We start from the raw sequence: 25,617 nt of genomic DNA, 5'->3' as shown, positions 1-25,617 counted from the left end.
CTAGAAGCCCGCGGTGATGCGGGTGAAGTCCCAGTTGTTCTGTGCCACGCCGCTGCACGTCTCCTGCACGCCGCCGCCGGGGCACGGACGGTCGCGGTTGACCGACCAGAACGCCAGGCGGGTCAGGCCCTTGGAGCTCGCCCAGTCGCGGATCTGCGTCCAGGTCCCCGTCGAGGTCACCTCCTGCTGGTCCGACAGGCCGTTCATGCCGGAGATGCCCATGTGCGCGTACGCCTGGGCGTCGCTCCAGCCCCACGCGCTCTTCAGCGCGTTCTTCAGGCCCTCGGCCGCGTTGACGGTGCTCTGGTACATGTTCGCGCCGCCGCCGAAGTCGAACGGCATGATCGTGTAGTTGTCCACGGGCACGTTCAGCGCCCGCGACTGGTTGATCAGCCGCAGGCCGTCACCGGTCGGCCCGGTGGTGCCGGTGCCGAAGGTGAGGACCACCTTGACGTTCGGGTTGTTCTGCTTGACGATCTTCAGGCCGCCGAGGATGCGGTCCTGCACGGTGTAGTTGGAGAACTCGTCGGTGTTCTCGATGTCGAAGTCCACAACGGCCGGGCCGACCGCGTTGACGACCTGCTGCACGGCGCCGGCGAAGGCGGACGGCGACGAGCAGTTGGGGCCGAGCTTGTTGCCCGACCAGCCGCCGAAGGAGATCTGGACGCTGCCGCCCGCTCCCTTGACGGCCGAGATCGTCTGCGCGTCCACCCCGCCCGAGAGCGGCCGTACGCCGTCCCACATGGGGTTGCACCCGCCGCCGGAGAGGATGAACGCCATGGTGAAGGACCTCACTCCGGTGGCGCTCATCACGGAGGTGGCGCTGGGCGGGCTGCCCCAGCCCATGTAGAGGTACGGCGCGCCGGGCATCCTGCTGCCGGCCGGCGGTGGCGTGGTGCCGCCGCTCGGCACGACCCATTTCTGGTTGGACCCGCCGGTGCAGTCCCAGATCTGCAGCGGAGTGCCGTCGGCCGAGCTGGGGCCGGTCGCGTCCAGGCACTTGCCGAGGGCCCGCAGCGTGCCGTCGGAGCCGCTGGTCCAGGTCTGCGCCGCCGTGCCGTTGCAGTCGTAGATCTGCACCTTGGTGCCGTTGGCGCTGTTCGCGGCGGCGACGTCGAGGCACTTGCCGAGCGCGCGGACGGTGCCGTCGGCGCCGGTCGTCCACTGCTGGGCGCTGGTGCCGTTGCACGTGTAGAGCTGCACCTTGGTGCCGTTGGCGCTGTTCGCCGCGGCGACGTCGACGCACTTGCCGCCGTAACCGGTGATCTGGCCGGTCGCGGCGTAGGCCGGGGACAGGCCGGTCGCGACGAGGGCCAGGGCGGCCAGGAGAGCGCCCACGAGAAGGCGTAGAGAGGCGCGATGGGAGTGTTCCGGTTTCATGGGGGGTGTCTCTTTCTGAGAGAGGCCGGAATTTCAACCAAGTGCCGAATTAAGAGGGTGGAGGACCTCCTCGGGTCCACCTTCGAGCAGGCCGGAGGGGGTGATCCGGAACTGACAGGAAGGTTTCTTGTTTATTAACTAGCTGGATTTAACGCTTTGAACCAGGTCGAGTCAAGAGTCGTGCCGGCTCATCCCCGGCCGAGGCGCTCCGCCACCGCGTCGTACCGCCGGAACCTCGGCACGGCGAAGCCCGCCACCAGCACGAGGACCGCGCACACGAGCCCGCCCCCCGCCCAGGCCGGGACGAGCCCGAAGGCGCTCGCCGTGGCGCCGGCCCGCAGGTCACCGAGGCGGGGGCCGCCCGCCACCACGACCATGAACGCCCCCTGCATGCGCCCGCGCATCTCGTCCGGGGCGTACGTCTGCAGGATCGTCTGCCGCCAGACGGCGGAGCAGAGGTCGGCCGCCCCGCCGACGGCCAGCAGCGCCACGACCATCCACAGGCTGGGGGCGAAAGCCGCCGCGGCCACCGCGGCACCCCAGATCGCGATCGTGATCGTCAGCGCCACTCCCTGGCGGGCGACCCGTCCGATCCATCCGGACATGACGCCCGCCGCGACCGACCCGATCGCGATGCTCGCCGACAGCCATCCGAAGGCGACGGCGGACCCGCCGAACCGCTCGGCCGTCATCTCCGGGAAGAGCGCCCTCGGCATGGCGAGCGCCATCGCGATGATGTCCACCACGAACGACATCATCACGATCGGCTGGGTCGCGATGTACCGGAGCCCGTCGGCCACCGACCGCAGACCTGGCCGGGCGATCTCCCCGAGCGGCGCGAGCCGCGGCAGCCGTATCGCCGCGTAGAACGCCGTGCTGAACAGCACGCCGTCGATGAGGTACGCCACGGCGTAACCGCCGTTGGCGAGCACGATGCCGGCCAGCAGCGGGCCGAGGACGGTGCCGATGCTGCTCACCAGGAAGTTGAGCGTGTTGGCCGCCGGGACGCGTTCGACGGGCACGAGGCGGGGGATGATCGCGCCCCGCGTCGCCGAGCTGATCGCGAAGCCGACCGCCTGCACGGCGACCGCTCCGAGGATGACGTAGACGTTCCCCCGGCCCGACCAGGCGTGCAGCAGCAGGGCGAGTGTGGCCACCCACGCGATCACCGAGCCGGTGAGCAGCAGACGGCGGCGGTCGACCGCGTCGGCGACCGCGCCGCCCCACAGGCCGAAGATCACCAGGGGGACGAGGTTCACCGGGCCGAGCATGCCCACCCACAGCGACGACCGGGTGATGGCGAACATCTGGCCGCTGACGGCCACGGAGGTGAGCTGGACGCCGATGAACGACACACCCTGGCCGATCAGGAGCCGCCGGTACGCCGGAATTCCCAGTGGACGGGTGTCGAGCGCCAGCCGCCTCAGACCTGACTGGACCCCCGACATTCGTGACCTTCCCCCCGGTATCCCCGTAATGCCCGCCGTACTTTACCCAGGTCACCATGGTGACGAGCCGGCGGGCTCACCCCGGGCCGGCGGCTGGGCTGAGCGTCAGCAGGAATGATCAGGCGTCGGCGAGGGACGTCGCGGCGGCCGACGGCTCGGGGGCCCGCAGCCGGCGCACTCCCGGCGACAGCAGCGCGGCGAGGGACACGGTCACGACGATCGCCGCGCAGCAGATCAGCGCGGGCCGCGGGCCGAACGCGATTGCGGCGGGCCCGGCGAGCAGCAGGCCGATGGGGCCGAACATCAGCGATCCGAGCGCGTCGTAGGAGCTCACCCGCGACAGCGACTCCGGCGGGATCTCCCGCTGCATGGTGGTCTGCCACAGCACTCCGAAGATGTCGAAGCAGACTCCCGTCACGACCGCGCCGCCCACCACCGTCCACAGCGGCGCCCCGATTCCCAGCAGCAGGTACGGCAGGGCCGAGGGCACCGTGAGGAGCGTCGCGACCAGAATGGGCCGGCGGGGACGCAGCCGGAGGGTGACGGCCACACCGATGATCATGCCCACGGCCTCGCCGGCGAGGACGGCGGACCAGGCGGGCGCCCCGCCCAGGTGCTCCTTGGCGACGAGCGGCCCCAGCACGCCGTGGGCGGCCTGCATGGCCAATATCAGCACGGAGAACTGCGCGACCACGACCCACAGCCATTGGCGGGAGATGAACTCGCGCCACCCGGCGCGCAGGTCGGCGAGCATGGAATGGGTCCCGGCGGCGGCCCGCTCGGCCGGGGTGAGGCGCAGCGACGCGATCAGGGCGGAGGCCACGGCGAACATCGCGCCGCTCATCGCCAGCGCCCATCCGCCGCCGAGGAGGACCACCGCGGCGCCACTGAGGATGAAGCCGGCGAAACGGGCGACGTTGGCTCCGAGGCCCAGCAGGGCGTTCGCGGTCTGCAGCCGGTCGGCCGGCACCACGTCGGGGATGATCCCCGTCAGCGCGGGGAACAGGACGGCGGATGCGACACCGCCGGCGGCGGACGCCGCCAGCAGGGCGGGGAGCGGCGTCCAGCCGGTGAGCAGCATCACGGCCAGGCAGGCGTAGGCCGCGGCGTTGAGGCCTTCGCCCGCCATCATCACTCGCTGTCTCGGGAGCCTGTCCGCGATCACGCCGCCGACCAGTATGAATGCCACCATCGGCAGCGCCTCGGCGGTGAGGACCGCCGAGAGCGTGGTCGCCGTCGCCCCGGGCAGGGCGAGCACACCGAAGGCGAGCGCGACAGGGGCGAAGGAGGCGCCGAGCATCGAGATCGTGCGGGCCGACACGAGCAGCGTGAAGCGCCGGTCCCGCAGCATGCCCAGGTCGGCGCGGAGGCTGGACACTGCTGGCTCCTCGCTGCCGGGCCGGAAGGACGTCCTATCGTGTCCTCCGCCGGATCCCGGTGTCATCCCGTTTAATCCGCCCCGGCTCGGTCGCGGGCGCACGCGTACCGTCACCACAGCGGTCGAGGCCGGTGGCCGAACGCCTTCTGTCCGGGGCCTGGAGGCCTATTCTGGGCGTCGCGGGTACTCTCGTCGGAAGACAAGGATCTTTTGGTACGAAGACATCGCGGAAGGTGGGCCGGCGGTCTCATGGGTGGAGGTGAAGGCGTTTGCATCTCATGCCCATGAACGGACCTTCGGCGGACACCTCCAAGCATCCACATGAGGCGGCGGCCTCGTGGATGCAGGCGCTGCTGGATTCCGTGCCGGTCCAGGCGGTCTGGGCGACACCCGTCTCCGACGAGACGGGCGGCATCGCCGACTTCGAGGTCCTGGCCGCCAGCCCGCAGGCTCGGGATGTCCACGGCCGCAGCGGCAAGGAGCTGATCGGCGTCCGGACGCGGGAGGCCTATCCCGGCGTGCTCGACACCCCCCTTTGGCAGAGCCAGCTGCGCGTCATGAAGTCGGGGAAGCCCGAGGAGGTCGTCCGCTACCAGCATCCGGATGCGGGGGACGGCATGCGTCACCAGACGCTCTACACCGTCCGGCTGGCCCGCTTCAACGGCGGCCTGCTCACATCGTGGAGCAAGAGCGACGAGGAGGAGCGGCTGTCGAGCCGCCTGCTCCACACCGAGCGTCTGGGCAATCTCGGGTGGGGCCGCTGGAGCCTGGTGACCGGTGAGACCGAGTGGTCGCCGCAGCTCTACAGCATCCACCGCCGGGATCCCGCCGACGGGCCGCTCACGCTGGAGGAGTACCGCGACATAGCCCACCCCGACGACGTCCCCGTCGTCGAGCGTGCGCTCGAGGTGCTCACCGTCGGCGACGCGCCGCACGAGTTCGAGGTGCGCGTCGACCTCGACGGGGAGCTTCGCCACATCAGGGCCACCGTCGAGGTGAGCCGTGACGCCACGGGGAAGCCCGTCGAGGTCCACGGCGTGATCCAGGACATCACCGACTGGCGCCGGACCGCCGAGGAGCTCGCCGAGGTCAGCCAGCGGCTGGAGGAGGAGTCGCAGCTGACCGCGCGGCTGCAGCACATCATCATGCCGGTCGAGAACGAGTCGTTCTCGGTGCCGGGGCTGCGGATCGCCGTACGCTACATCCCCGCGGAGACGGCTCCCCTGGGCGGCGACTGGTACCAGGCGATCCCCCTGGACCAGGAGGAGGTGCTGCTCGCCGTGGGCGACGTCGCCGGGCACGGTCTGGCGGCCGCCTCCGCGATGGCCAAGCTGCGCCACGCCATCACCGGCCTGGCGTTCGCCGACCACGACCCGGCGCAGACGCTGGTCGCGCTGAACCGGCTGCTGCGGCGGATGCGCCCCGACGTGCTGGCCACCGCCGTCGTCGCCCGCTACCGGCCGGCGGATCGCATGCTCACCTGGACCCACGCGGGCCATCCCCCGATCCTGCTGGTCAGAGGGGACACGGTGCACCGGCTGCTGCACCCCGGCGTGCTGCTCGGCGTCTTCGAGGACGTGAGCTACAGCACGGCGCAGTTGCGGCTGGAGCCGGAGGACCTGCTGCTCATGTTCACCGACGGGCTCATCGAGCGACCGGGCCGCGACCTGTTCGACGGCCTCGAGGTCCTCAGCGTGGCCGTCGCCGACGCCGTACGGAACGCCCGGGGCGACCGGCTCGCCGCGGTCACGCGGGTCCTCACGCCCAGCAACACCAGTGACGACACCTGCATCCTGGTCGCCCGGGTCATGCCCACCACCATGGAAGTCTCCTGATGTCCGATCTTCACATCTCGACCGGTCCCACCGAGTTCACCGCCGCCGGCAACGGGAACATCGGAGTGCTCACCGTACGGGGCACGCTCGACTACACGACGCACGAGGTCGCGTCGGAGTTCTTCGATAAGGCGTTCGGCCAGTTCGGTGCGTCGCTCGTGGTGGACCTGCGCGATCTCGACTTCCTCGACTCCCGGGCGACCGGCCTGCTGATCAACTCCTGGAAGCGTGCGACGGACGAGGGCGGGTGGCTGGCGCTCGTGGCCGTCGAGCAGGGTGCGGCCCGCGTGCTGTGGATAACCGGCCTGGCGTTCCACGTCCCTGTCTTCTCCACCGTCGAGGAGGCACTGGCCGCAGCCCCCTGACCCCCAGGGTGTGACCGGGTGACGCGAGCTGGACCCCGCCGTCTCGCCGTGGGACGAGACGGCGGGCTTGCGACATCAGCGGGCGGCTGGGGCGGCCAGCCGTTCCGCTTCTTCGTGCAGCGCCTCGACGAGGAGCAGCTCCAGCCGGAGTTCCTCGTCCACGAGGCCGTCCAGGACGTCCATCCGGGCCTCCTTGTTACCAAGACGTCCCGCGGTACGCAGGGGTTCACCCGCCGGCCATGCGAACTTCGGATGCCACGCCGAAGGCCTCGATGAGCCGAGGCGGCCGCGGTGGCCACGACCCTGCCCGACGGGACTTCCGCACGCCGTGCCCCTGACGGGAAGGGATCCGGCGCGTGAGGACAGCTACCCCTATACGACCGAACATCACAGGAAAAATCCACCCATTTCGCCACACTGGTCACACGGCGGATCGTCGCTCGCCGCCGAGGCGAAGCTGAATGAGATGACGCGCCGAGCGGCGTGGACACGCGAGCGCGAAGGGAGAGGACGGCCTATGATGGAGGCTCTTTGCCGAGAACACACCTGTCCCTCTACTGGGAGTCTACCACAACAATGAAGTCGAGGCAATCGCAATCGGCCAAGGCGCAGGCCCTCGCCGCGGAGCAGTCCTACGTCACCACGATCTACCGGCGTCTCGACGTGGCCCGGGAGCGCACAGAACGGGCGCTGAGGGAGGTCTTCGGGCGTGGGGGAACCGGCACGCGGCAGGCGGTGGTGGAGCGAGAGGTGTCGGCGGGCGAGCACGCTCGCCGCCTCGCCCAGCTCTCGGCCGTCGAGCGCGGGCTGTGCTTCGGCCGGATCGACGACGACGCGGGCGACACGCTGTACATCGGCCGTATCGGCCTGCGCGACGACGACCACACATCGGTGCTCGTCGACTGGCGGGCGCCGGCCGCGCGTCCCTTCTACGTCGCGACGCCCGGTGATCCGGGCCGGCTCGTACGACGGCGCCACCTGCACACCCGTGACCGTACGGTCGTCGACCTCGACGACGAGGTCTTCGACCTCGACCGGATGAGCGAGGGCGACCGGCGCACGCTCGTCGGCGAGGCCGCGCTCATGGCGGCGCTCAGGCGCGGGCGGACCGGGCGCATGGGCGAGGTCGTGGCCACCATCCAGATCGAGCAGGACAGGGTCATCCGCTCGGGCCTCGCCGGCGCCCTGGTCGTCCAGGGCGGTCCCGGCACGGGGAAGACGGTCGCCGCCCTGCACCGCGCGGCCTACCTGCTCTACGCCCACAGGGCCGTGCTCGAAAGGCGCGGCGTGCTCGTGATCGGGCCCAACGCCACCTTCTCCCGCTACATCGGCCAGGTCCTGCCGTCCCTCGGCGAGACCGAGGTGGTGCTGTCGAGCCTCGGGGAGCTGCATCACGGCGTGCACGCGACGGCCGAGGACGAACCGGCGGCCGCGGTCGTCAAAGGCGACCTCCGGATGGTCGCGGTGGTCGAGGCGGCCGTACGCGACCGCGAGCGGGTCCCGCCCGGCGGCCTCGAGGTGGCCGTTCCCGTGCGGACGTCGCTGCGGGACGGCGTCGAGGTGATCGTCGAGGAGATGCCGCTGCGGGTGGACCACGCCACCTGCCTGCGTGCCCGGGAGCGTGCGCGGGGCCTGCGGCGCCCCCACAACCTCGCCCGCAAGGCGTTCGTCGACCGGATCCTGGCGGCGCTGGCACGCGACGAGGCCGAGCAGCTCGACCGTCCGTCGGACGCCGACGACCTGCGTTACGCCGCGGCCGGGCTGTGGCAGCACGAGGTGGTCAGGGAGGCGATCGACGCGTTGTGGCCGGACATCGGCCCCGAACGGCTGATCGGCGAGCTGCTGTCGGACGAGCGGCGGCTGCGCACGGCCGCCGGGCCGTACCTGTCGGAGGAGGAGCTCGCGGCGCTGCTGCGACCGCGCGGCGCGCCGTGGACCGTGGGGGACGTCCCGCTGCTCGACGAGGCCGCCGAACTGCTCGGCGAGGACGACACCGGGGTGCGGGCCAGGCGGCGCCGCGCCGAGAGGGAGCGCGAGGAGGAGGAGCGGTACGCGCGGGGCGTGCTGCTGATCAGCGAGCTCGACGAGTACATGGACGCGGCGTCCGTCGCCGAACGGCACCGCGACGGCGGCCCCTACACGACGACGGCCGACAGGGCGACCGGCGACCGGCACTGGGCGTACGGGCACGTGATCGTGGACGAGGCCCAGGAGCTGTCGCCGATGGCGTGGCGGGTCGTCATGCGGCGGGTCCCGGCCCGCTCGCTCACGATCGTCGGCGACATCGCCCAGACCGGCTCAGCCGCGGGGGCCCGCTCATGGGCCGAGGTGCTCGACCCGTACGTGAAGGGACGGTGGCGTGAGGAGCGGCTGACGGTCAACTACCGGACGCCCGCCGAGATCATGGATGTGGCCGCCGATGTGCTGCGCGCGGTGGCGCCCGGCGAGGAGCCCCCCGAGTCCGTCCGGTACGGCGAGGCGCCGCCGCGGGCGGTTCCGGCGGCGGGGACGGACCTGCGCCGCCTGGTGGAGTCCGAGCTGCGGGAGATCGGCGAGGGCCGTCTCGCGGTCATCGCCCCTGACGCCCGGTATGCCGCGACGGCCGCGCTCTTCCCCACGACGCCGGACCCGCTCGACTCTCCGGTGGCCGTCCTCACCGTGCGCGGCTCCAAGGGGCTGGAGTTCGACGCGGTGGTCGTCGTCGACCCCGGGGGGATCCTCGGCCAGTCCCCGAAGGGCGGGCAGGACCTCTATGTGGCCATCACCCGGGCGACGCGGCGGCTGACCGTTGTGTACGACGACCGGCTGCCCGAGATGCTGGCCCGGCTCGACGGGCCGGGCGCCTCGGGGCGACCGGCATCGCAGACACTCGCGGAGTCGCGAGACGGTGACGAGCGTTCTTCGCGTCAGCGGGACGGATGAGTCTTCCCGCCGCCCCGCTGACGCGGCCGGCCTTGGCCGGAGGGACGTCCGGCGCCCGGTCAGGCGAGCCGGATGACACCCTTACTGACCTTGATCTTCTTCTTGGGCAGTGATCGAGTCGCCGGTCCCTGTACGACGTGGCCGTCGACGATGGAGAACTTGCTCCCGTGGCACGGGCAGTTGATCGTGCCGCCCCGGATGGTCGCCACCGTGCACCCCTGGTGGGTGCACTTGGCGGTGAAGCACCGGTAGACACCCTTGGCCGGGTGGGTCACCACGTACTTCCCTTTGATGATCTTTCCGCCGTGCAGTGGAATGCTCTTGGTCTTCGCGAGCACGACGCCGTCGGCGGTCTCTTCACCGGCCTCGGTGGCTTCGCCGGCCTCGGCGGGCGTGGCGAGCGCGACCCGGGTGAACAGCGCCACGGTGCCGGCGAGGACGGCCTTGGTGAACAGTGTCCGGCGGCTCGGCGCGGGGCCGGGCGGCGAGGAAGCCTCCGCGGCGGAGGCCGGCTGGACGGGTTCGGTCGGTTCGGCGGGTTCGGACATGATCGGCTGCGACATGGCGGGCCTTTCAGCCTGGGGGGTGACTCACCCCTCAGAACGGCCCGTGCCGCCGTCTGGTTCAGCAGACCCGTCCGGACACGCGTGCGACTTCACGATCGATCGTACGGCCGGCGCTCGGACACGTGTACGGCTGCGCCCGGAAACGCGTGAGCCTGGACACGCGTGGGCCTGGACATGCGTGGGCCTGGACGCGCGTGGGCCTGGACGCGCGTGGGCCTGGAAACGCGTGGGCCTGGAAACGCGTACGGCCGGCGTCTGGGCGCCGACCGTACGCGTCGCCGACTGGTTAAGACAGCTTCCCGGAGATCTCGTCGCCGGTCTTGCCCGCCTTGTCGCCCGCTTCCTGGGCCTTGTCTCCGACCCACTTGCTGGCGTCCGAGCCCGTGTGCCGAATGCTGTCCCTCATCGTGTCCGTCCAACGCTGGGCGTTGTTGCGGTACATGGCCACGCCCACCGCGCCGATGGCGGCGCCGCCGACCAGCGCGACCACGGGCCAGCGCCGCCTCTGCTTCCTGGCGTTGGACACCTCCAGGCGCCTGGCCAGCTCGACGAGGAACGCACTCACGATGGGAGCGATCTGCTCCTCAACCGACTGGGCGGCCTCCTCCAGCTTCGGGGCCGCCCAGATGCGCGCGTCCTCGATGCGGTGCGTCGCCAGATCGCGAGCGGACTCGGCGACCGGGCTCACCCTGCCACCGGCCCTCTTGGCCTGGACCCTCATGCGGTCCAGCCACGTCTGCGGGATGATCACCTCGACGCGGCGCCTTCTGTTCATACTCAGGGACACAATCACCCTCCCTTATCGACGGGCCCCGTGACGACCCCTTCCCGCATGGTCGCGGCTCAATCACGAGCGGTGCTCAGAGGCATGCTCGATACCCTGTTAGTCCGACAACTAACACCAGGACACAAGGGGGCGGCCTCCGTGGCTGACAACCTGATCGCCAATCTGCGCACCAATCACGGCACGATCCGCGTGAAGCTCTTTCCCAACAAGGCGCCGAAGACGGTCCGCAACTTCGTCGAGCTCGCTGAGGGCACCCGGGAGTGGACGCACCCGGAGACCGGTGCGAAGACGACCGACAAGCTGTACGACGGCACGATCTTCCACCGGGTCATCAGCGACTTCATGATCCAGGGAGGGGACCCGCTCGGCCAGGGCATCGGCGGCCCCGGGTACGACTTCGACGACGAGATCCACCCCGAGAACCAGTTCAACCGGCCTTACCTGCTCGCGATGGCCAACGCGGGCAAGCGGTTCGGCAAGGGCACCAACGGCTCCCAGTTCTTCATCACCGTCGTCCCCACCCCGCACCTCAACCAGGGCCACACGATCTTCGGCGAGGTGATCGAGGGCACCGAGGTCGTCGACTCGATCGCCAAGACCCCCACCAACGGTCACCGCCCCGTGAACGACGTCGTCCTCGAAGAGGTCACCATCGAGCGCTCCTGACGCCCGTGCGACCCCGGCCGCCGAGACGCGCGGCCGGGGCGCGCGCGCCTTATAGGCTGGCGGTCAGTGGACTTGCCCTTTGGAAGGACTCCATGACCTCCCAGCCGCCGACGAGCCCGCCCCCACCGGGAGCGGAAGCCGTACCGACCTGTTACCGGCACCCCGACCGCGAGACCTACGTCCGCTGCCAGCGCTGCGACCGTCCGATCTGCCCCGACTGCATGCGCGAGGCCGCCGTCGGCCACCAGTGCGTCGAATGCGTGCGCGAGGGCAGCAGGGACATGCGGCCTGCCCAGGCCGTCTTCGGCGGCGCCGCCGTCGCGGCCCCCCGCGTGACATGGGCGCTGCTGATCGCCAACGTGCTGGCCTACGGGGCCGAGGTCCTCATGCCGGACCAGGTCCTCGGGCGATTCCAGATGTGGTCGCTCGGCGTCTACCAGGGCGAGTGGTGGCGGCTGATCACGAACGCGTTCCTGCACGCCCCGCCGCCGTCGTTCTGGCACATCCTGTTCAACATGTGGGCGCTCTACGCGATCGGCCCGGAGCTGGAGCGGCGCTTCGGCTCGGTGCGGTTCGCGACGCTCTACCTGCTGGCCGCCCTCGGCGGCTCGGTCGCCGTCTACCTGTTCGGCACCGCGGCGGTCGGCGCCTCCGGCGCGATCTACGGCCTGTTCGGCGCGCTGTTCGTCATGGCACGCAGGCTCGGATACGACGCGCGCGGCGTCATCTGGCTGATCGGGATCAACGTGGTCATCACGTTCGTCATCCCCGGCATCAGCTGGCAGGGTCACCTCGGCGGCCTCGTGACCGGGACCCTGGTCGCGGCGGGCTTCGCCTACGCGCCCGCCCGCAACCGCACCGCCGTACAGCTCGCCATCGCGGCGGCCGTCCTGGTGGCGCTGATCCTGGTGGTGACCCTGTTGCCGCCGTACGGGATCCCGGCCGCCTTCGTCACTGGCTGAAATCTCCGCTGCCCACAGGCTGTGGATAAAGCCTGTGGAAAGAATCCGCCGAGCCGGCGTCGATCAGCGCCAGCGGGTGGAGAGCACCACGCCGACGATGATCAGACCGAAGCCGATCAGCAGGTTCCAGTTGGACAGCGCCGAGATGCCCGGAAGCGTGGGAGCGAGGTAGTACACGGCGATCCACACGATGCCGATGATCCAGCACGCGACCATGACGGGGGCGAGCCAACGAGGGCTGACCTTGACCGTCTGCGCCTTCTGCGGCGGGGTGTAGACGGCCTTCTTGCGAGTCTTCGACTTGGGCACGGGAGCATCTCCTGGTGGGCACCCGCGCGTGGTAGTGCGGGTTCTGTCGATAGCGTAGTCGCTGCTGCGGTGAAGTCCGGGAGCAAGGATAGTCGGCGTGGCCGTGCCGCGGCGATTCCTGTGCCCGGTGACATAGGGTGAAAGTCCGAATTTCTCTCCGCACGGTGGGTGCATGACCCCGATTCGCGTGCTCGTGGTGGACAATCATGACAGCTTCGTCCACACGATCGTGCAGTATCTGCGAGAGCTGGGCGCCGACTGCGACGTACGGCGGCGTGACCTCGTCACCCTCCAGGACGCTGAAAGCTTCGACGGCGTGCTCACCTCGCCGGGCCCCGGCACGCCCGAGGCGTCCGGTGTGAGCCTCTCGCTCGTCCGTCACTGTGCCGGCAGGCGGCAGCCGCTGCTCGGCGTCTGCCTCGGCCACCAGGCCATCGCCGTCGCGTACGGGGCAACCGTGGCCCGCGCCCCGGAGCTCATGCACGGCCGTACGAGCCGGGTCGCCCACGACGGGCAGGGCGTCTTCCGGGAGCTGCCCTCACCCGTGACGATGACGCGCTACCACTCGCTCGCGGTGGTCCCCGGCACGCTGCCGGACGAGCTGGAGCTCACCGCCACCACGCCGGAAGGCGTGATCATGGGTCTGCGCCACCGCACCGCCCCCATCGAGGGAGTCCAGTTCCACCCGGAGTCCGTCGTGTCCGAGCACGGCCACCGTCTTCTGCGGAACTGGCTCGACCAGATCGAGGAATCCCGGCGGACTGTGTAACACTCGGGCACCCCGTGACGACTACAGGATGAGGGTTTCCGCCATTGCCCCCGAGTGGCGGAAGCCCTCGCTCATGTCTCAGGGGCAATGCCACCTTGTCGTTCGGCTCGTCACCGTCGAGAAGCCATCCGGTCACCGATCCGCTCGGCGGCCTGACCGACCGGGATGCCTGCGTAGCTGTGCCCCACCAAGATGACGTCGCGAAGGTCGTGGCGTCCGACCTCGTCGATGATGTCCTGCACGTGGGTCTGCTGCCCGGCCGGGACGCCTCGCTTGTCGGCGAGGCCGGACAGTGTCAACGGGTGGACGCCATGACCGGCGCCACGCAACTCCGGCACCACCTCGTCCCACGCCCATGACCCCAGCCAAGCCCCGCCACCAGTACGAATTCCGTCATGGCGGCAACCTGCCCAAGCGGTCCGACATTCTCAGCGCGGGTCCCCGGCGCGGCCTCACACCGAGGCCGCGCCACGAACGCCGCGCTCCGGACCTTCCGCGTGAGGCCTCACGCCAAGGCCCGCACCGATCGCTCCGAAACCACCTCTGAACCCCGGCCTAGTTGCCGAACGGGTTGTCGCCGTCGCCGATGTCGACGCCGCCGTCGTCGGTCGGCTCGTCCGTCGGCTGTTGGTCGACCGGCGGTTCCGTCGGCTGGTCGGTCGGCGGCTGCTGCTCCTGCGGCCCGCTGGAGACCGTCAAAGTGATGGTGGTGCCCGACGTGAGCTTGGCTCCTGCCTGGGGCGACTGGTCGATCACGTTGCCCTGCGGCACCACGTCGCTCGGCTGGTCGGACTTCTTGACCTTGAACCCGGCGCCCTTGAGCGTGTTCTGGGCGTCGGCGAAGGTCAGGCCGACGACGCTCGGGACCTCCACGGTGGCCTTGGGCACGTACAACGTGACGGAGCTCTCCTTGGCGACCTTCTCGCCCACCTTCGGCTTGGTGTCGAACACCTGGTCCTGCGGCTTGCTGGACGCCTTGGACACGATGCTGACCGTCAGGCCCAGGCCCTCAAGCTCGCTCTTCGCCTCGTCGGAGGTCTTGCCGATGACGTCTGGGATGGTGACGGTCTCCTTGCCCTTGGACAGGATGATCGTCACTGTGGCGTTCGGCTCGATCTCCTCGTCGGCGGCGGGGGTGGTGCTGATGACCGAGCCCTTCGGCACCTCGTCGCTGAACGCGGTAGGGCCGTACGCCCACTTGAGCCCGGCGGCCTTGAGCGTCTGCTCGGCAGCGGCCTTGGTCTGGTTGACGACCGAGGGCACCTTGAGCGTGGACTCGCCGCCGGAGCCGCTGAGGAAGGCGTATCCCACGCCGATGAACGCCCCGATGATCAGCAGCGGGACCAGGATCCATGCCGCCGTCTTCAGCGCGGTGTTCCCGCCGCCGCTGCGCCGCCGCCCGTCGTACCGGCCGCCGCGCTCCTCGGGTCCGTAGTCGTACTGCGGGATTGCCCGCGTGCCCTGGCTCGTGGCGCCGCCCGCGGTGGTCATCGTCCGCGTGCGGTCCGCGCCGCCGTACTGGCTGTAGTTGGTGGCCATCGCCATCGTCTGCGGGTCGATGGGCATGCCCGACACGGCCCGCTGGATGTCGCTGCGCATCTCGGCCGCGCTCTGGTAGCGCTGCAGCGGATCCTTCGCCATCGCCTTGAGCACGATGGCGTCGGCCCACTTGGGGATCTCCGGATCGATCCGCGACGGCGGGATCGGGTCCTCCCGGACGTGCTGGTACGCGATGGCGACCGGCGAGTCCCCCGTGAAGGGCGGCTGGCCGGTCAGCAGCTCGTACAGGACGCAGCCCGTCGAGTAGATGTCGCTGCGCGCGTCCACCCGCTCGCCGCGCGCCTGCTCCGGGGACAGATACTGGGCGGTGCCGATGACCTGCGCGGTCTGCGTCATCGTGGCGGCGGAGTCGGCCATGGCGCGGGCGATGCCGAAGTCCATCACCTTGACCTCGCCGCTGGTCGTCAGCATGATGTTCGCCGGCTTGATGTCCCGGTGGACGATGCCGCCCCGGTGGCTGTAGTCCAGCGCCCGCAAGATGCCGTCGACCAGCTCCATCGCCCGCTCGGGCAGCAGCCGCCGGTCGGCGCGGAGCAGGTCGCGCAGGGTCCGCCCGTCGACGTACTCCATCACGATGTACGGCGTGGGCGTGCCGTCCATCATGTCCTCACCCGTGTCGTAGACAGCGATGATCGACGGGTGGTTCAGAGAGGCGGCCGACTGGGCCTCCCTGCGGAACCGCGCCTGGAACGTGTGGTCCCTGGCGAGGTCGGAGCGGAGCGTCTTGATGGCGACGATACGGTCCAGCCGGATGTCCCGGGCTCGGTACACCTCGGCCATGCCGCCACGCCCGACGACGCCGTCGAGTTCGTAGCGTCCGCCGAGAAGTCGTGGCTGAGTCATTTCCTGCACTGTCCCTTGCCGTTCATCTTGGGGTGCCGCCGGTGTCCATCATCGACCCCTTTCCTCATCACGTCCCCTCATCCGGAGAGCTCGTGTCGGTCGGGGCGTCCGTGGGGATCGGACTGTCACTTGGTTCCGAAGTCGGACTGTCACTTGGTTCCGGGGTCGGAGTCGGGGTCGGGGTCGGCTTCCGGGTGGGTGGTGCCGACGTCTTTACGGTAGCCGACGGCACGACGGTCGGCTCGTCCGACGGTACCGGAGCCACCGGACGCGAGGTCCGGGCAGACGGGGAATGTGAAGGGCGCGCCGAAGCGGACGGTGTCGGCGTCGTGGTCTTCGCCGGCCCCGGCGTCGCTTCGTCGGTCCTGGCGTTCCACGCCAGCGCCCCGGCGCCGATGGCGACCGCGCAGCCGGCGACGGCGAAGAACATGACGGCCGGGCGCCGGCGCCGCGCCGGGGCGGCGCGCAGATCATCGCCTGCGGCCCGTCCTCCCGCGAACGCGGTCCCCGGGCCGGACGGGCCGGGCCGCCCGGCGGCCGGAGAGTTGAAGGGATCGGTCCACGCGGAGCCGGCGGCCGCCGAGGTGGCGTACGGATCGGCCGCGCGGTGCGCGCTCCCCGCGGAGGCGCCGAAGCGGTCGGTGGGCCCGGTGCCACCCGCAGAGGGGCCGCCCCTGCCCGCGCCGCCGCCTATGCCGCCGACGGTGGAGGCGCCGAACGGAGGTGTGGGAGCCGAGGCGGGGGCGGATCCGTTGGTGCCGTCCCTCCAGGTGCCGCCGGCGACCGGGAATCCCCGCGAGTCGGTCAGCCCGCCGAGCACGGCCGTGCCCGGTCCCGCGAGCCGGTCACGCAGGGCCCGTACGTGGTCCAGGAGGTCTGGGCCGGACGCCGGCCGGGCCGCCGGGTCCTTGGCCAGCATGGCGAGCACGAGGGCCCGCACCGCCGCCGGAACCGCGTCAGGCAGCGGCGGAGGCGGGTCGTTGAGGTGCCGCAGGGCCAGCGTGACGTGGTTGTCCGCGACGAACGGGGGGCGCCCGGCCAGGCACTCGTACGCGACGACGCCCAGGGAGTAGATGTCGCTCGCCGGGGTGAGCGTGGCGCCCGACGCCTGCTCGGGGCTGACGTACTGGGCGGTGCCGAGCACGAGGCCCGTCTGGGTCAGCGGCGCCGCCTCCAGGGCCCGGGCGATCCCGAAGTCGGTGATCTTCACCTGTCCGGTCTCGGTGACGAGGATGTTGCCCGGCTTGATGTCCCGGTGGATGATCCCGGCGCGGTGAGCGGCGTGCAGACCCCTGGCGGCCTGGTGGACGATGTCGAGCGTGACCTCCGGACCGAGGGCGCCGTTGCGGGCCAGGATGGCCGACAGCGGCTCGCCCTTGACCAGCTCCATCACGAGGTACGCGACGTCGTCGGTCTCCCCGTAGTCGAAGACCTGGGCGATCCCCCCGTCGGTCAGGCCGGCGGTGATCTGCGCTTCGGCCCGGAACCGCCGCTGGAACGAGGGGTCGGCGGCGATGTGGCGGCCGAGCAGCTTGATCGCGACCTCGCGGCCGAGCAGCTCGTCGGCGGCACGCCAGACCTCGCCCATGCCTCCGGCGGCGATGGGTGACAGGAGCCGGTAGCGGCCCCCGAGAACCGAGTCAGCCGGCGTCACTGGCCGAGCACCGCCTGCATGACGTCGTGCGCAATGGGCGCGGCGACCAGGCCGCCGGTCGCGTCCGCGCCCGAGCTGCCCGCCTCGACGAAGACCGCCACGGCGACCTTGGGGTCCTCCACGGGGGCGAAGGCGATGAACCAGGCGTGCGAGGGCTTGCCGGGAAGGGTCTCGGCCGTGCCGGTCTTGCCCGCGACCGTGATGCCGGGGAGCTGGGCGGCGGTGCCGGTGCCGTGCTGCACCACATTGATCATCATCTTGGTCAGCTCGCCCGCGACCTCGGGGGTGACGGCCTCGCTGAGATCCTCGGGCCGGGTGACGTCGATCTCACTGCCCTGGCTCACGATCTTGTTCACGAGGTACGGCTTCATGACCGTGCCCTGGTTGGCGATCCCGGCGGCGACCATCGCCATCTGCAGCGGTGTCATCTGGTTGTCCTGCTGCCCGATGGAGGTCTTGGCCAGCGCCGCCTTCCCCTTGTCGGGGCCGATGTTGCTCTGCGCCACCTGGAGCGGGATCGACAGCGGCACCCCGACGCCGAACTTGGTGGCCTGCTCCTTCATCTTGTCGTACCCGAGATCCATGCCCATCTTCGCGAACGGCGTGTTGCAGGAGATGGTGAGCGCCTCGACCATCGTGGCCCGGCCGCCGCAGGACTCCCCGTGGTAGTTGGGCAGCGAGATCGTGGTGCCCGGCAGCGGCAGCGAGTCGGGCGCGTCCACCTCGGTGTTCTCGTCACGCGAGGTGTCGTCGCTGAGGAACGCGGCCGAGGTGACCGTCTTGAAGGTCGACCCCGGCGCGAACGTCAGGTCGATGGCCCGGTTCAGCAGCGGCTTGTCGCCGTCCTTCTCCAGCTTGTTGTACGCCGCGTTGACCGTCTTCTTGCTGGCCACGGCCAGAGGGTTCGGGTCGTACGACGGCACGGAGGTCATCGTCAGGATCGCCCCTGTCTTGGGGTTGATCGCGACGACCGCTCCCCGCTTGCCGGTGCTCGCGAGGTCCTTGTACGCGATCTGCTGGGCCTTGACGTCCAGCGTGAGGTCGACGCTCGCGCCCTTGGCCGGCTTGCCGCTGATCAGGTCGACCGCCCGGCGGACGACCAGGTCGGGGTGGCTGCCGTCGAGGTAGCGGCCCTCGGTGCCCTCGATGCCGGTCGAGCTCTCCGGGGCGAAGTAGCCCACGACGTGCGCGAACGCCTTGCCCAGCGGGTACTCCCGCTCGAAGCGGAACGTGTGGTCGCCGCTGTCGATGGTCTTGGCCAGCGTGGTCTTGCCGTTGTCGGCGGTGATCCAGCCCCGGTCGACCGCGTAGCGGGCGAAGAACGCCCGGGAGTTGCGCGAGTCGGTGCGCAGGTCCTCGGCCTTCACCGAGCCCAGGTAGGTCACGTTCGCCATGAGCAGGCCGAACATGATCAGGCACGCCACGGAGACGCGCTTGAGCGGGCCGTTCATCGCTGCATCACCTGGGTCATCCCCTCGTCCTGGATCGCCTGCGGCGGCGGCCGCCTGGCCGCGTCCGACATCCGTATGAGCAGGGCGAGGATCATCCAGTTGGCCAGCAGCGCGGACCCTCCCGCGGACATGAACGGCGTCACAAGACCGGTCAGCGGGATCAGCCGCGTCACGCCGCCGACGATGATGAACACCTGCCAGGCCAGGATGAACGACAGGCCGCCCGCCAGGAGCTTGGAGAACGGGTCGCGGGCCGCGATCGCCGTGCGCAGGCCGCGCTCGACCATCAGCGCGTACAGCAGGAGAAGGGCCATCAGGCCGGTGAGGCCGAGCTCCTCGCCGACCGCGTCGAAGATGAAGTCGGAGAAGGAGAAGGGGGTCAGGTCGGGGTGGCCCCGTCCGAGCCCGGTGCCGAGGATGCCGCCGGAGCCGATCGAGAACAGTCCCTGCATGAGCTGGTAGGTGCCGCCGAGTTGCCGGTCGTAGAGCTCCTGGGAATCGGCGTGCAGCCAGCCGTCGAAGCGGGCCTCGACGTGGCTGAAGATCTGACCGGCCAGGATGGCGCCGCCGACGAAGAGCAGAAGCCCGATGAGCACCCACGACGTCCGCTGCGTCGCGAGGTAGAGCATCGCGATGAACGTGCCGAACAGCAGCAGCGACGTGCCGAGGTCCTTCTCCCCGACGAGGACGGCGATGCTCACGGCCCAGGTGATGAGCACGGGGCCGAGGTCGCGGGCGCGGGGAAGGTCGATGAACAGCAGGCGGCGCCCGGCCAGGGCCAGCACGTCGCGCTTGGCGACGAGGTAGCCGGCGAAGAACACGACGAGCGCGAGCTTGGCGAACTCGCCGGGCTGGATGGAGAACCCGCCGATGTTGATCCAGATCCGGGAGCCGTAGTGCTCCGAGCCGATGAAGGGCATCAGGGGCAGCACGAGCAGCCCGAGGCCGACGAAACCCGCGGTGTACGTGAGGCGCTGCAAGGCCCGGTGATCTCTCAACACGATCAGGGTCGCGGAGAACATCACGACGCCGAGCGCCGTCCACATGAGCTGGTTGGTGGCCGAGGCGCCGTCCATGCCGGTCTGCTCGATCCGGTAGATCATCACGAGCCCGAGCCCGTTGACCAGCGTGACGAGCGGAAGCAGAAGGGGGTCGGCCCACGGGGCGAACTTCGCCAGCACCAGGTAGGCCGCGAGCATGAGGCCGCCGAGGCCGAGGCCGTAGCCGAGCATGCCGGAGGGGACCTTGTTGTTGATCCCCAGCCCGACGCTGGCGTACGCGCCCATCACGATCAGCACGGCGAAGGCCAGCATTCCCAGCTGGGCCCCCCGCCGCTTGGCGGTCATCGGAACGGGCGTGGCTTCGACAGCGGTCACTTATTGGACCTCGCGGGGGTCGGTGTCGGGCTGGCGCTCGGCGTGGGCGTAGCGGCGGCGCCGAAGGTCTTGAGACGGTCGATCCCGGCCTGAAGGCTGTCGACGGCGATCGTGGTGCGTATCTGATCCTGCTGCACGGCCGGCAGCGACGAGACGCGAACGTGCTCGGTGTAGGCGACCTTCTTCAGCGTCACCGGGCCCAGGTCCGCGTCCACGCCCCGGAACACGACGAGCTCGTCCCCGTTGGCGCCCACGTAGTACTGGCTCTGGGTCCACTGGTAGCCGAAGTAGCCGCCGAGCCCGAGCACGGCGACCACCAGCACGAGGCCGGCCACCAGCGGCCACCTCCGGCGTTTACGGGAGCGCCGTGCAGAGGCCTGGACCTCGCGCACGGGCTCCTCGTCGATCTCGTCGTCCACGATCACCGGCTGGGGGGCGGTCACGGTCGTCGCCCGGCCGGCCGGCGTGTCCGGGGGAGCCGAGCGCCCCCGGCCGGACCCGGCGGCGCCCACCACGGCGGCCGTCGAGACGGGCGGCTGCACGTCGTCGACCTCGATCACGTCGGCGACCACGCAGGTGATGTTGTCCGGCCCGCCGCCCCTGTTGGCCAGGTCGATCAGCTGCCGGACGACGTCCTCGGGATCGTCGAGCGAGGTGAGGGTGTGGTGCAGGGTCTCCGCGCTGACGACGGTGGACAGGCCGTCCGAGCAGAGCAGATACCGGTCGCCCACCTGGGCCTCCCGGTCCTGCAGGTCGGGATCGACCTCCCCGCTCCCGTCGAGCGCGCGGAGCAGGATCGAACGCTGGGGGTGGTTGGCGGCCTCCTCCTGCGTGATCCGGCCGTCGTCCACCAACGACTGCACCAGTGTGTGGTCGTGCGTGATCTGGTAGAGCTCGCCGTTCCGCAGCAGGTACGCGCGGGAGTCCCCCACGTGGACCAGCGCGAAGCGGGGGCCGCTCCAGAGCATCGCGGTGAGTGTGGTGCCCATGCCCTTGAGGCTCGGGTCCCGGGCAACCATCGCGTGGAGCTGATGGTTGGCGTCCCGGACGGCCGCCTCGATGTCACTGAGCAGGTCACCACCGGAGGCGCCCCTGTCGAGGGACGACATTGCGGCGATGGCGACCGAGCTGGCCACCTCGCCGTGGGCATGCCCGCCCATGCCGTCGGCGACGGCGAGCAGGCGGCCGCTGGCGTACGCGGAGTCCTCGTTGCCTTCACGGAGGAGTCCGACGTCCGAGCGAGCGGCGTAGCGGAGTGCGATGGTCATTTGCGCAATTCGATGACGGTTTTGCCGATGCGGATCGGAGTTCCGAGGGGCACCGGAGTCGGGCGGGTGACTTTCGAGCGTTCGAGGAACGTGCCGTTGGTCGAGCCGAGATCTTCCACGATCCACTGGCCGTCCTGGGGAAATAGCCGGGCGTGCCGGCTGGAAGCGTAGTCGTCGCTGAGAACCAGCGTGGCGTCGTTCGCCCGGCCGATGGTGATTGGCGTCTCCGAGAGGTTGATGATGGTCCCTTGCAGGGGGCCACCAGTGACGATCAGCTGGCGAGGTTCGCCCTTTTTGGGCTTGGACACCGGTCTGGCCTGCTTCACCGGCTTCCTCGCGGGTGCGGAAGCCGTACGCGGACCGAACAGGTCTGTCCGGATGACGCCGACCGCGGCTATCACGAAGAACCACAGCACCGCCAGGAAGGCGAGCCGGATCAGCAGCAGCGTTAGCTCGGACATGGACCGTTTGTCTACCTTTAATCGCGCCGGAACACCAGTGTCGTGCGACCCAGCGTCACTCTCGTCCCGTCCTGCATCTCGACCCTGCGGACCGGCTGGCCGTTGACGAAAGTGCCGTTGGTGGACCCCAGGTCGACGAGCACGACCTGCTGTCCTTCCATCCGTAGCTCGGCATGATGCCGTGATACGCCAGGATCCACCAGCCTCAGATCGCAGTCGGTTCCCCTGCCGAGCAGCGTCACCGGGGTGGTCAGCTCGTAGGACCGCTGACCCTGCGGATCGTCCTGAGTGGAGACGAGCAGCCGTGGACGGCCCTGGAACGCGCTCGGCCGGCTGGCCGGCACGTCGCTCACCGGCTGGCGGATCTCGTCCTGCTCGACCGTCGCCCCCCGGATGACGCCCGAGCGGATCCGGAACAGCCCGACCGCGAGGTCGTCGGCGGTCTCGAAGCGCACGCGCACCGGGCCGACGAACGAGTACCCCTGCTCCTTGGCGTACTCCCTGGCAAGGTTGGCCAGCTCGTGGCTGATGCTGTCGGCGTAGACCTCCAGCCGTTCGCTGTCGGTCGTCGAGAGCTCCACCACGAAGTCGTTGGGGACGAGCGTGCGACCTTGAGCGACGATCGCGGCCCGTTCGTCCATCTCCCTCTGAACTGCGCTGGCCACCTCGACCGGCTGGAGGTCGGACTTGAACGCCCGCGCAAAGGCCCCTTCAACCAACCCTTCGAGCCTGCGCTCGAAGCGCTGAAGGACTCCCACCGGATCCCTCCCTTCCACTCGATCTATGGTCGCGACCGCTCCGGTGCTTCATCGAGCGCCTTCGCTTCGTCGTTGAGAGCGATCGTATCCGGGTTCGGTGGCACGGGCGGTTACGTGCTAACCTTTCCAGGCACCCAGCGATGGGAGCACCCGCGACGGGCAAGTGGCGGAATGGCAGACGCGCACGGTTCAGGTCCGTGTGTCCGAAAGGACGTGGGGGTTCAACTCCCCCCTTGCCCACCAGCACCAAACCCTGTGTGGTCGGAAGCCTATCTTCCCTCCCGCAGGGTTTTTTTCTTTCCCCCGTACGGGCCGAGGGCGAAGCCCACGGGAGTTCGAGCCGGTCGTGCTCGGCCGGAGACGGAGCCGGCGCCTCGCGGGGCCCTTCGTTCCTGCCCTCGCGCACGGGCCGGTCTCCTGTTCGGGTCGCGCGGTACGGGTGTACCGCTGTTACAAGTCGCACAAAAGTCGCACAGTACGGACGCGCCGATGGGCCGATGGACCCGCCGGTGCCGTCCGGTGCGCCTTGCACATTCTCCGGGTGAGGCCTTTCAAACCACTTGATCGGTGATTGCACCGCTCCGTTACGCGGGAGCTCGGGCAACTGTCTCAATATTCAAGACGATATGTCTCGCGATAAGAGATTGACGTACCGTGCCGGTCATGGATCCACCGAATCGCTGGGTGATGCTGAGCCTGGGCGTGGCGGCCCAGGGCGCCGGCTGCGTGTTCATGTACGGCCTGCCGTTCCTCCTCCCGGCCCTCCAGGCTGAGTACGGGCTGTCGCTCGCCCAGGCGGGAGCGGTCGTCGGGGCCCCCAGCGCGGGCATGCTGTTCACCCTCATCGCGTGGGGCTGGATCGCGGACAGGTTCGGCGAGCGGATCGCGATGGCCGGCGGCCTCGCCGTGGCGACGGCCTTCCTCGGGCTGGCGGCCACAACGGGCGGGCCGGGGGCCCTCGCCGTGTTCCTGGGCTTGGCGGGGGCCGCCGGGGCCTCGGCGAACGCGGCCAGCGGCCGGGTCGTCCTCGGCTGGTTCCCGAAGGAGCGGCGCGGCGTGGCGATGGGGTGGCGGCAGACGGCCCAGCCCTTGGGCGTGGCCGTCGCGGGTGCGGTGATCCCGCCCGCCGCCCATCTGTGGGGCGTCAGGGGCGCCCTGCTGGTCATGGCCGGGATCTGCCTCGTCACGACCGTCTGCGTGGCCCTCATGGTCGTCGACCCGCCCCGCCCGGCGCACGCCCCCGGCCACGGCTCCGCCTCGCCGTACGGGGACCTCTCGCTGTGGCGGGTGCACGGGGCGAGCATGCTGCTGGTCGTCCCCCAGTTCGCCACGGCCGCGTTCGCGCTGACCTACCTGGTGAGCGAGCGGCACTGGACGGTCGCGACGGCCGGTCAGGTCGTGGCGGCCGCCCAGTTCGCGGGGGCCGGCGGCAGGCTGCTGTGCGGGCGCTGGTCGGATCGGGCGGGCAGCCGCGTGGGGCCGATGCGGCGGCTCGCCCTGATCAACGCGGCGGCGATGCTGTGCCTGGCCGCCGCGGCGGGCGCGGGGAACGCGGCCGCGCCCGCGCTCCTGATCGCCGCCCTCGTGATATCCATGAGCGGCAACGGGCTCGCCTTCACCGCCGTCTCCGAGCTCGCGGGGGCGGCCTGGGCGGGCCGCGCGATGGGCGCGCAGAACACCGTCCAGAACCTGGTGGCCGCGGCGACGCCGTCCGCCCTCGGCGCGCTGATCACGCACGCCGGGTTCGGGACGGCGTTCGCCGTGGCCGGCGCGCTGGCCCTGACCGCGTCGGCGGCGACGCCGGGGACCGGGCTGCTCAGGCCACCAGCAGCTCGCCGACCAGCGTTGTGAGATCGATCACACCGATCGGCGTCCCGTTCGCGTCGATGACGAGCCCGAGCTGAGCCCGCGCCTCCTGGAGCAGGGTCACCGCGTCGGGGATCGTGGTCCCCTCCGGCACGCGGGGAGCCGGGGTCGCCAGCTCCTGCGGGGGACGTCCCGGCTGGACGAGCACGTCGCGGACGTGCAGCACGCCGAGCACGTCGCCGGGGCCCATCACCAGCATGCGCAGCCGGCCGCTGCGCGCCGCCACCTCCCGCACCAGCTCGTCACCGGCCCCGGCCGGCACGGACGGCGCCTCGCCGATCGGCTGCATCAGCCGGTCGACCGGCTGCGACTGCGCCCGCAGGGCCCGGGTCAGCAGGTCGTGCTCGTCCCGGTCGAGCATGCCCATCCGCCCTGACTCGGCCACCAGCATGGCGAGCTGGTGGGGGGTGCGGGCCGTGCCGAGCTCGTCGCGGGGCCGCACGCCGAAGACCCGCAGCGTCGCGTTGGTCAGGCCGTTCAGCACCGCCAGGATCGGCCGGACGACGCGGGCGAACCCGCGGAACGGCAGCGCGAGGCCCATGGCCGCGCGCTCCGGATGCGTCAGCGCCCACGACTTGGGCGCCATCTCACCGACGACCATGTGCAGGAACGTCACGGCGGCGAGCGCCACGACGTACGCCACGGGGGTGCGCACGGGCTCGGGCAGCAACGCGAGGACCGGCTCCAGCAGGTGCTCGATGGCGGGCTCGGCGACCATGCCGAGGCCCAGCGAGCACAACGTGATGCCGAGCTGGGCGCCCGCGAGCATCAGGGACAGCTCGCGCCCGCCGCGTACGGCCGCGCGCGCGGCGAGCTTGGTCACCCGGCTGCCGGAGACCGCGGCCTCCTCCAGCCGGTGCCGTTTCGCCGAGAGCAGGGCGAACTCGGCGGCCACGAAAACCCCGTTGAGGACGAGCAGGACGATGCCGAGGAGGATCGCGCTCAGGTCGTTCACGCCCGCTCCTCACTCATCCGCCGCCCACCCGGGCGATC

At 70.5% G+C, this 25,617-nt stretch carries 22 protein-coding genes and 1 tRNA gene; 8 read left to right on the top strand and 15 right to left on the bottom strand.

Going from position 1 to position 25,617, the window contains the following annotated elements; all coding sequences use genetic code 11:
• From AB0B72_RS20370 to AB0B72_RS20360, 3 genes are all read right to left on the bottom strand, one after another.
• Complete coding sequence (locus AB0B72_RS20370) at positions 1–1,380, bottom strand: ricin-type beta-trefoil lectin domain protein (RefSeq protein ID WP_367740402.1); 1,380 nt, start codon at positions 1,378–1,380, stop codon at positions 1–3.
• Positions 1,381–1,568: 188 nt separating this feature from the next.
• A complete protein-coding gene (locus tag AB0B72_RS20365) occupies positions 1,569–2,828 on the bottom strand; it encodes an MFS transporter (protein ID WP_367740401.1) in 1,260 nt (419 codons plus the stop codon).
• A 118-nt stretch (positions 2,829–2,946) separates the two neighbouring features.
• Positions 2,947–4,206: an MFS transporter gene (locus tag AB0B72_RS20360; RefSeq protein ID WP_367740400.1), complete on the bottom strand. Its 1,260-nt coding sequence runs from the start codon at positions 4,204–4,206 to the stop codon at positions 2,947–2,949.
• Positions 4,207–4,490: 284 nt separating this feature from the next.
• Here AB0B72_RS20360 and AB0B72_RS20355 point away from each other — a divergent pair, with 284 nt between their 5' ends.
• From AB0B72_RS20355 to AB0B72_RS20345, 3 genes are all read left to right on the top strand, one after another.
• A complete protein-coding gene (locus tag AB0B72_RS20355; protein WP_367740399.1) occupies positions 4,491–6,041 on the top strand; it encodes a PP2C family protein-serine/threonine phosphatase in 1,551 nt (516 codons plus the stop codon).
• Positions 6,041–6,406, top strand: a complete 366-nt coding sequence (locus tag AB0B72_RS20350; RefSeq protein ID WP_367740398.1) for an anti-sigma factor antagonist — start codon at positions 6,041–6,043, stop codon at positions 6,404–6,406. Before AB0B72_RS20355 ends, AB0B72_RS20350 begins: the two co-directional genes overlap by 1 nt.
• A gap of 576 nt (positions 6,407–6,982) precedes the next feature.
• On the top strand, positions 6,983–9,328 hold the full coding sequence (locus AB0B72_RS20345; RefSeq protein ID WP_367740397.1) for an ATP-binding domain-containing protein: 2,346 nt from the start codon (positions 6,983–6,985) through the stop codon (positions 9,326–9,328).
• A gap of 59 nt (positions 9,329–9,387) precedes the next feature.
• Here AB0B72_RS20345 and AB0B72_RS20340 read toward each other — a convergent pair whose 3' ends face one another.
• Together AB0B72_RS20340 and AB0B72_RS20335 are read right to left on the bottom strand one after the other, a co-directional pair.
• Positions 9,388–9,891: a Rieske (2Fe-2S) protein gene (locus AB0B72_RS20340; protein WP_367740396.1), complete on the bottom strand. Its 504-nt coding sequence runs from the start codon at positions 9,889–9,891 to the stop codon at positions 9,388–9,390.
• A gap of 289 nt (positions 9,892–10,180) precedes the next feature.
• Positions 10,181–10,669, bottom strand: coding sequence for a hypothetical protein (locus tag AB0B72_RS20335; RefSeq protein WP_367740395.1), 489 nt, complete (start codon positions 10,667–10,669; stop codon positions 10,181–10,183).
• A gap of 162 nt (positions 10,670–10,831) precedes the next feature.
• Here AB0B72_RS20335 and AB0B72_RS20330 point away from each other — a divergent pair, with 162 nt between their 5' ends.
• Positions 10,832–11,347: a peptidylprolyl isomerase gene (locus tag AB0B72_RS20330; protein WP_367740470.1), complete on the top strand. Its 516-nt coding sequence runs from the start codon at positions 10,832–10,834 to the stop codon at positions 11,345–11,347.
• Positions 11,348–11,439: 92 nt separating this feature from the next.
• Positions 11,440–12,309 (top strand): rhomboid family intramembrane serine protease, encoded by an 870-nt coding sequence (locus AB0B72_RS20325; RefSeq protein ID WP_367740394.1) that lies wholly within the window; start codon positions 11,440–11,442, stop codon positions 12,307–12,309.
• Positions 12,310–12,372: 63 nt separating this feature from the next.
• Here AB0B72_RS20325 and AB0B72_RS20320 read toward each other — a convergent pair whose 3' ends face one another.
• On the bottom strand, positions 12,373–12,618 hold the full coding sequence (locus tag AB0B72_RS20320; protein WP_367740393.1) for a cell division protein CrgA: 246 nt from the start codon (positions 12,616–12,618) through the stop codon (positions 12,373–12,375).
• A 172-nt stretch (positions 12,619–12,790) separates the two neighbouring features.
• On the opposite strand from AB0B72_RS20320, the gene AB0B72_RS20315 reads away from it, so the two are divergent.
• Positions 12,791–13,387: an aminodeoxychorismate/anthranilate synthase component II gene (locus tag AB0B72_RS20315; protein ID WP_367740392.1), complete on the top strand. Its 597-nt coding sequence runs from the start codon at positions 12,791–12,793 to the stop codon at positions 13,385–13,387.
• A gap of 110 nt (positions 13,388–13,497) precedes the next feature.
• Here the strand turns inward: AB0B72_RS20315 and AB0B72_RS20310 are convergent, their stop codons facing one another.
• The 8 genes from AB0B72_RS20310 to AB0B72_RS20275 all read right to left on the bottom strand — a co-directional run bounded on the left by AB0B72_RS20310 (position 13,498) and on the right by AB0B72_RS20275 (position 22,758).
• Positions 13,498–13,752, bottom strand: a complete 255-nt coding sequence (locus tag AB0B72_RS20310; RefSeq protein ID WP_367740469.1) for an alpha/beta fold hydrolase — start codon at positions 13,750–13,752, stop codon at positions 13,498–13,500.
• 190 nt (positions 13,753–13,942) lie between these two features.
• Positions 13,943–15,790 (bottom strand): Stk1 family PASTA domain-containing Ser/Thr kinase, encoded by a 1,848-nt coding sequence (gene pknB, locus AB0B72_RS20305; protein ID WP_367740391.1) that lies wholly within the window; start codon positions 15,788–15,790, stop codon positions 13,943–13,945.
• Positions 15,791–15,857: 67 nt separating this feature from the next.
• The gene (locus AB0B72_RS20300) at positions 15,858–17,444 is read right to left on the bottom strand and encodes a protein kinase (protein ID WP_367740390.1); all 1,587 of its coding nucleotides are present in this window, start codon (positions 17,442–17,444) and stop codon (positions 15,858–15,860) included.
• Complete coding sequence (locus tag AB0B72_RS20295; protein ID WP_367740389.1) at positions 17,441–18,895, bottom strand: peptidoglycan D,D-transpeptidase FtsI family protein; 1,455 nt, start codon at positions 18,893–18,895, stop codon at positions 17,441–17,443. Before AB0B72_RS20295 ends, AB0B72_RS20300 begins: the two co-directional genes overlap by 4 nt.
• Positions 18,892–20,241: an FtsW/RodA/SpoVE family cell cycle protein gene (locus AB0B72_RS20290; RefSeq protein WP_367740467.1), complete on the bottom strand. Its 1,350-nt coding sequence runs from the start codon at positions 20,239–20,241 to the stop codon at positions 18,892–18,894. The genes AB0B72_RS20295 and AB0B72_RS20290 overlap by 4 nt, the downstream gene beginning before the upstream one ends.
• Positions 20,242–20,267: 26 nt before the next feature.
• Positions 20,268–21,539 (bottom strand): Stp1/IreP family PP2C-type Ser/Thr phosphatase, encoded by a 1,272-nt coding sequence (locus AB0B72_RS20285; RefSeq protein WP_367740388.1) that lies wholly within the window; start codon positions 21,537–21,539, stop codon positions 20,268–20,270.
• Positions 21,536–22,000 carry an FHA domain-containing protein gene (locus AB0B72_RS20280; protein ID WP_367740387.1) on the bottom strand — a complete coding sequence of 155 codons (465 nt, stop codon included), beginning with the start codon at positions 21,998–22,000 and terminating at the stop codon, positions 21,536–21,538. Before AB0B72_RS20280 ends, AB0B72_RS20285 begins: the two co-directional genes overlap by 4 nt.
• Before the next feature lie 17 nt (positions 22,001–22,017).
• The gene (locus AB0B72_RS20275; RefSeq protein WP_367740386.1) at positions 22,018–22,758 is read right to left on the bottom strand and encodes an FhaA domain-containing protein; all 741 of its coding nucleotides are present in this window, start codon (positions 22,756–22,758) and stop codon (positions 22,018–22,020) included.
• Positions 22,759–22,915: 157 nt separating this feature from the next.
• Here AB0B72_RS20275 and AB0B72_RS20270 point away from each other — a divergent pair.
• Positions 22,916–23,001, top strand: a tRNA-Leu gene (locus AB0B72_RS20270).
• A gap of 420 nt (positions 23,002–23,421) precedes the next feature.
• Positions 23,422–24,609, top strand: coding sequence for an MFS transporter (locus AB0B72_RS20265; protein WP_367740385.1), 1,188 nt, complete (start codon positions 23,422–23,424; stop codon positions 24,607–24,609).
• Here the strand turns inward: AB0B72_RS20265 and AB0B72_RS20260 are convergent.
• Positions 24,575–25,579, bottom strand: coding sequence for a hemolysin family protein (locus AB0B72_RS20260; RefSeq protein WP_367740384.1), 1,005 nt, complete (start codon positions 25,577–25,579; stop codon positions 24,575–24,577). The genes AB0B72_RS20265 and AB0B72_RS20260 overlap by 35 nt on opposite strands.
• Between the last annotated feature and the right edge of the window lie 38 nt (positions 25,580–25,617).

Source organism: Microbispora sp. NPDC049125, assembly GCF_040802045.1.
Classification (GTDB): domain Bacteria; phylum Actinomycetota; class Actinomycetes; order Streptosporangiales; family Streptosporangiaceae; genus Microbispora.
The sequence above is the reverse complement of the archived record's forward strand: the minus strand, read 5'-3'. Positions and strand labels throughout refer to the sequence as shown.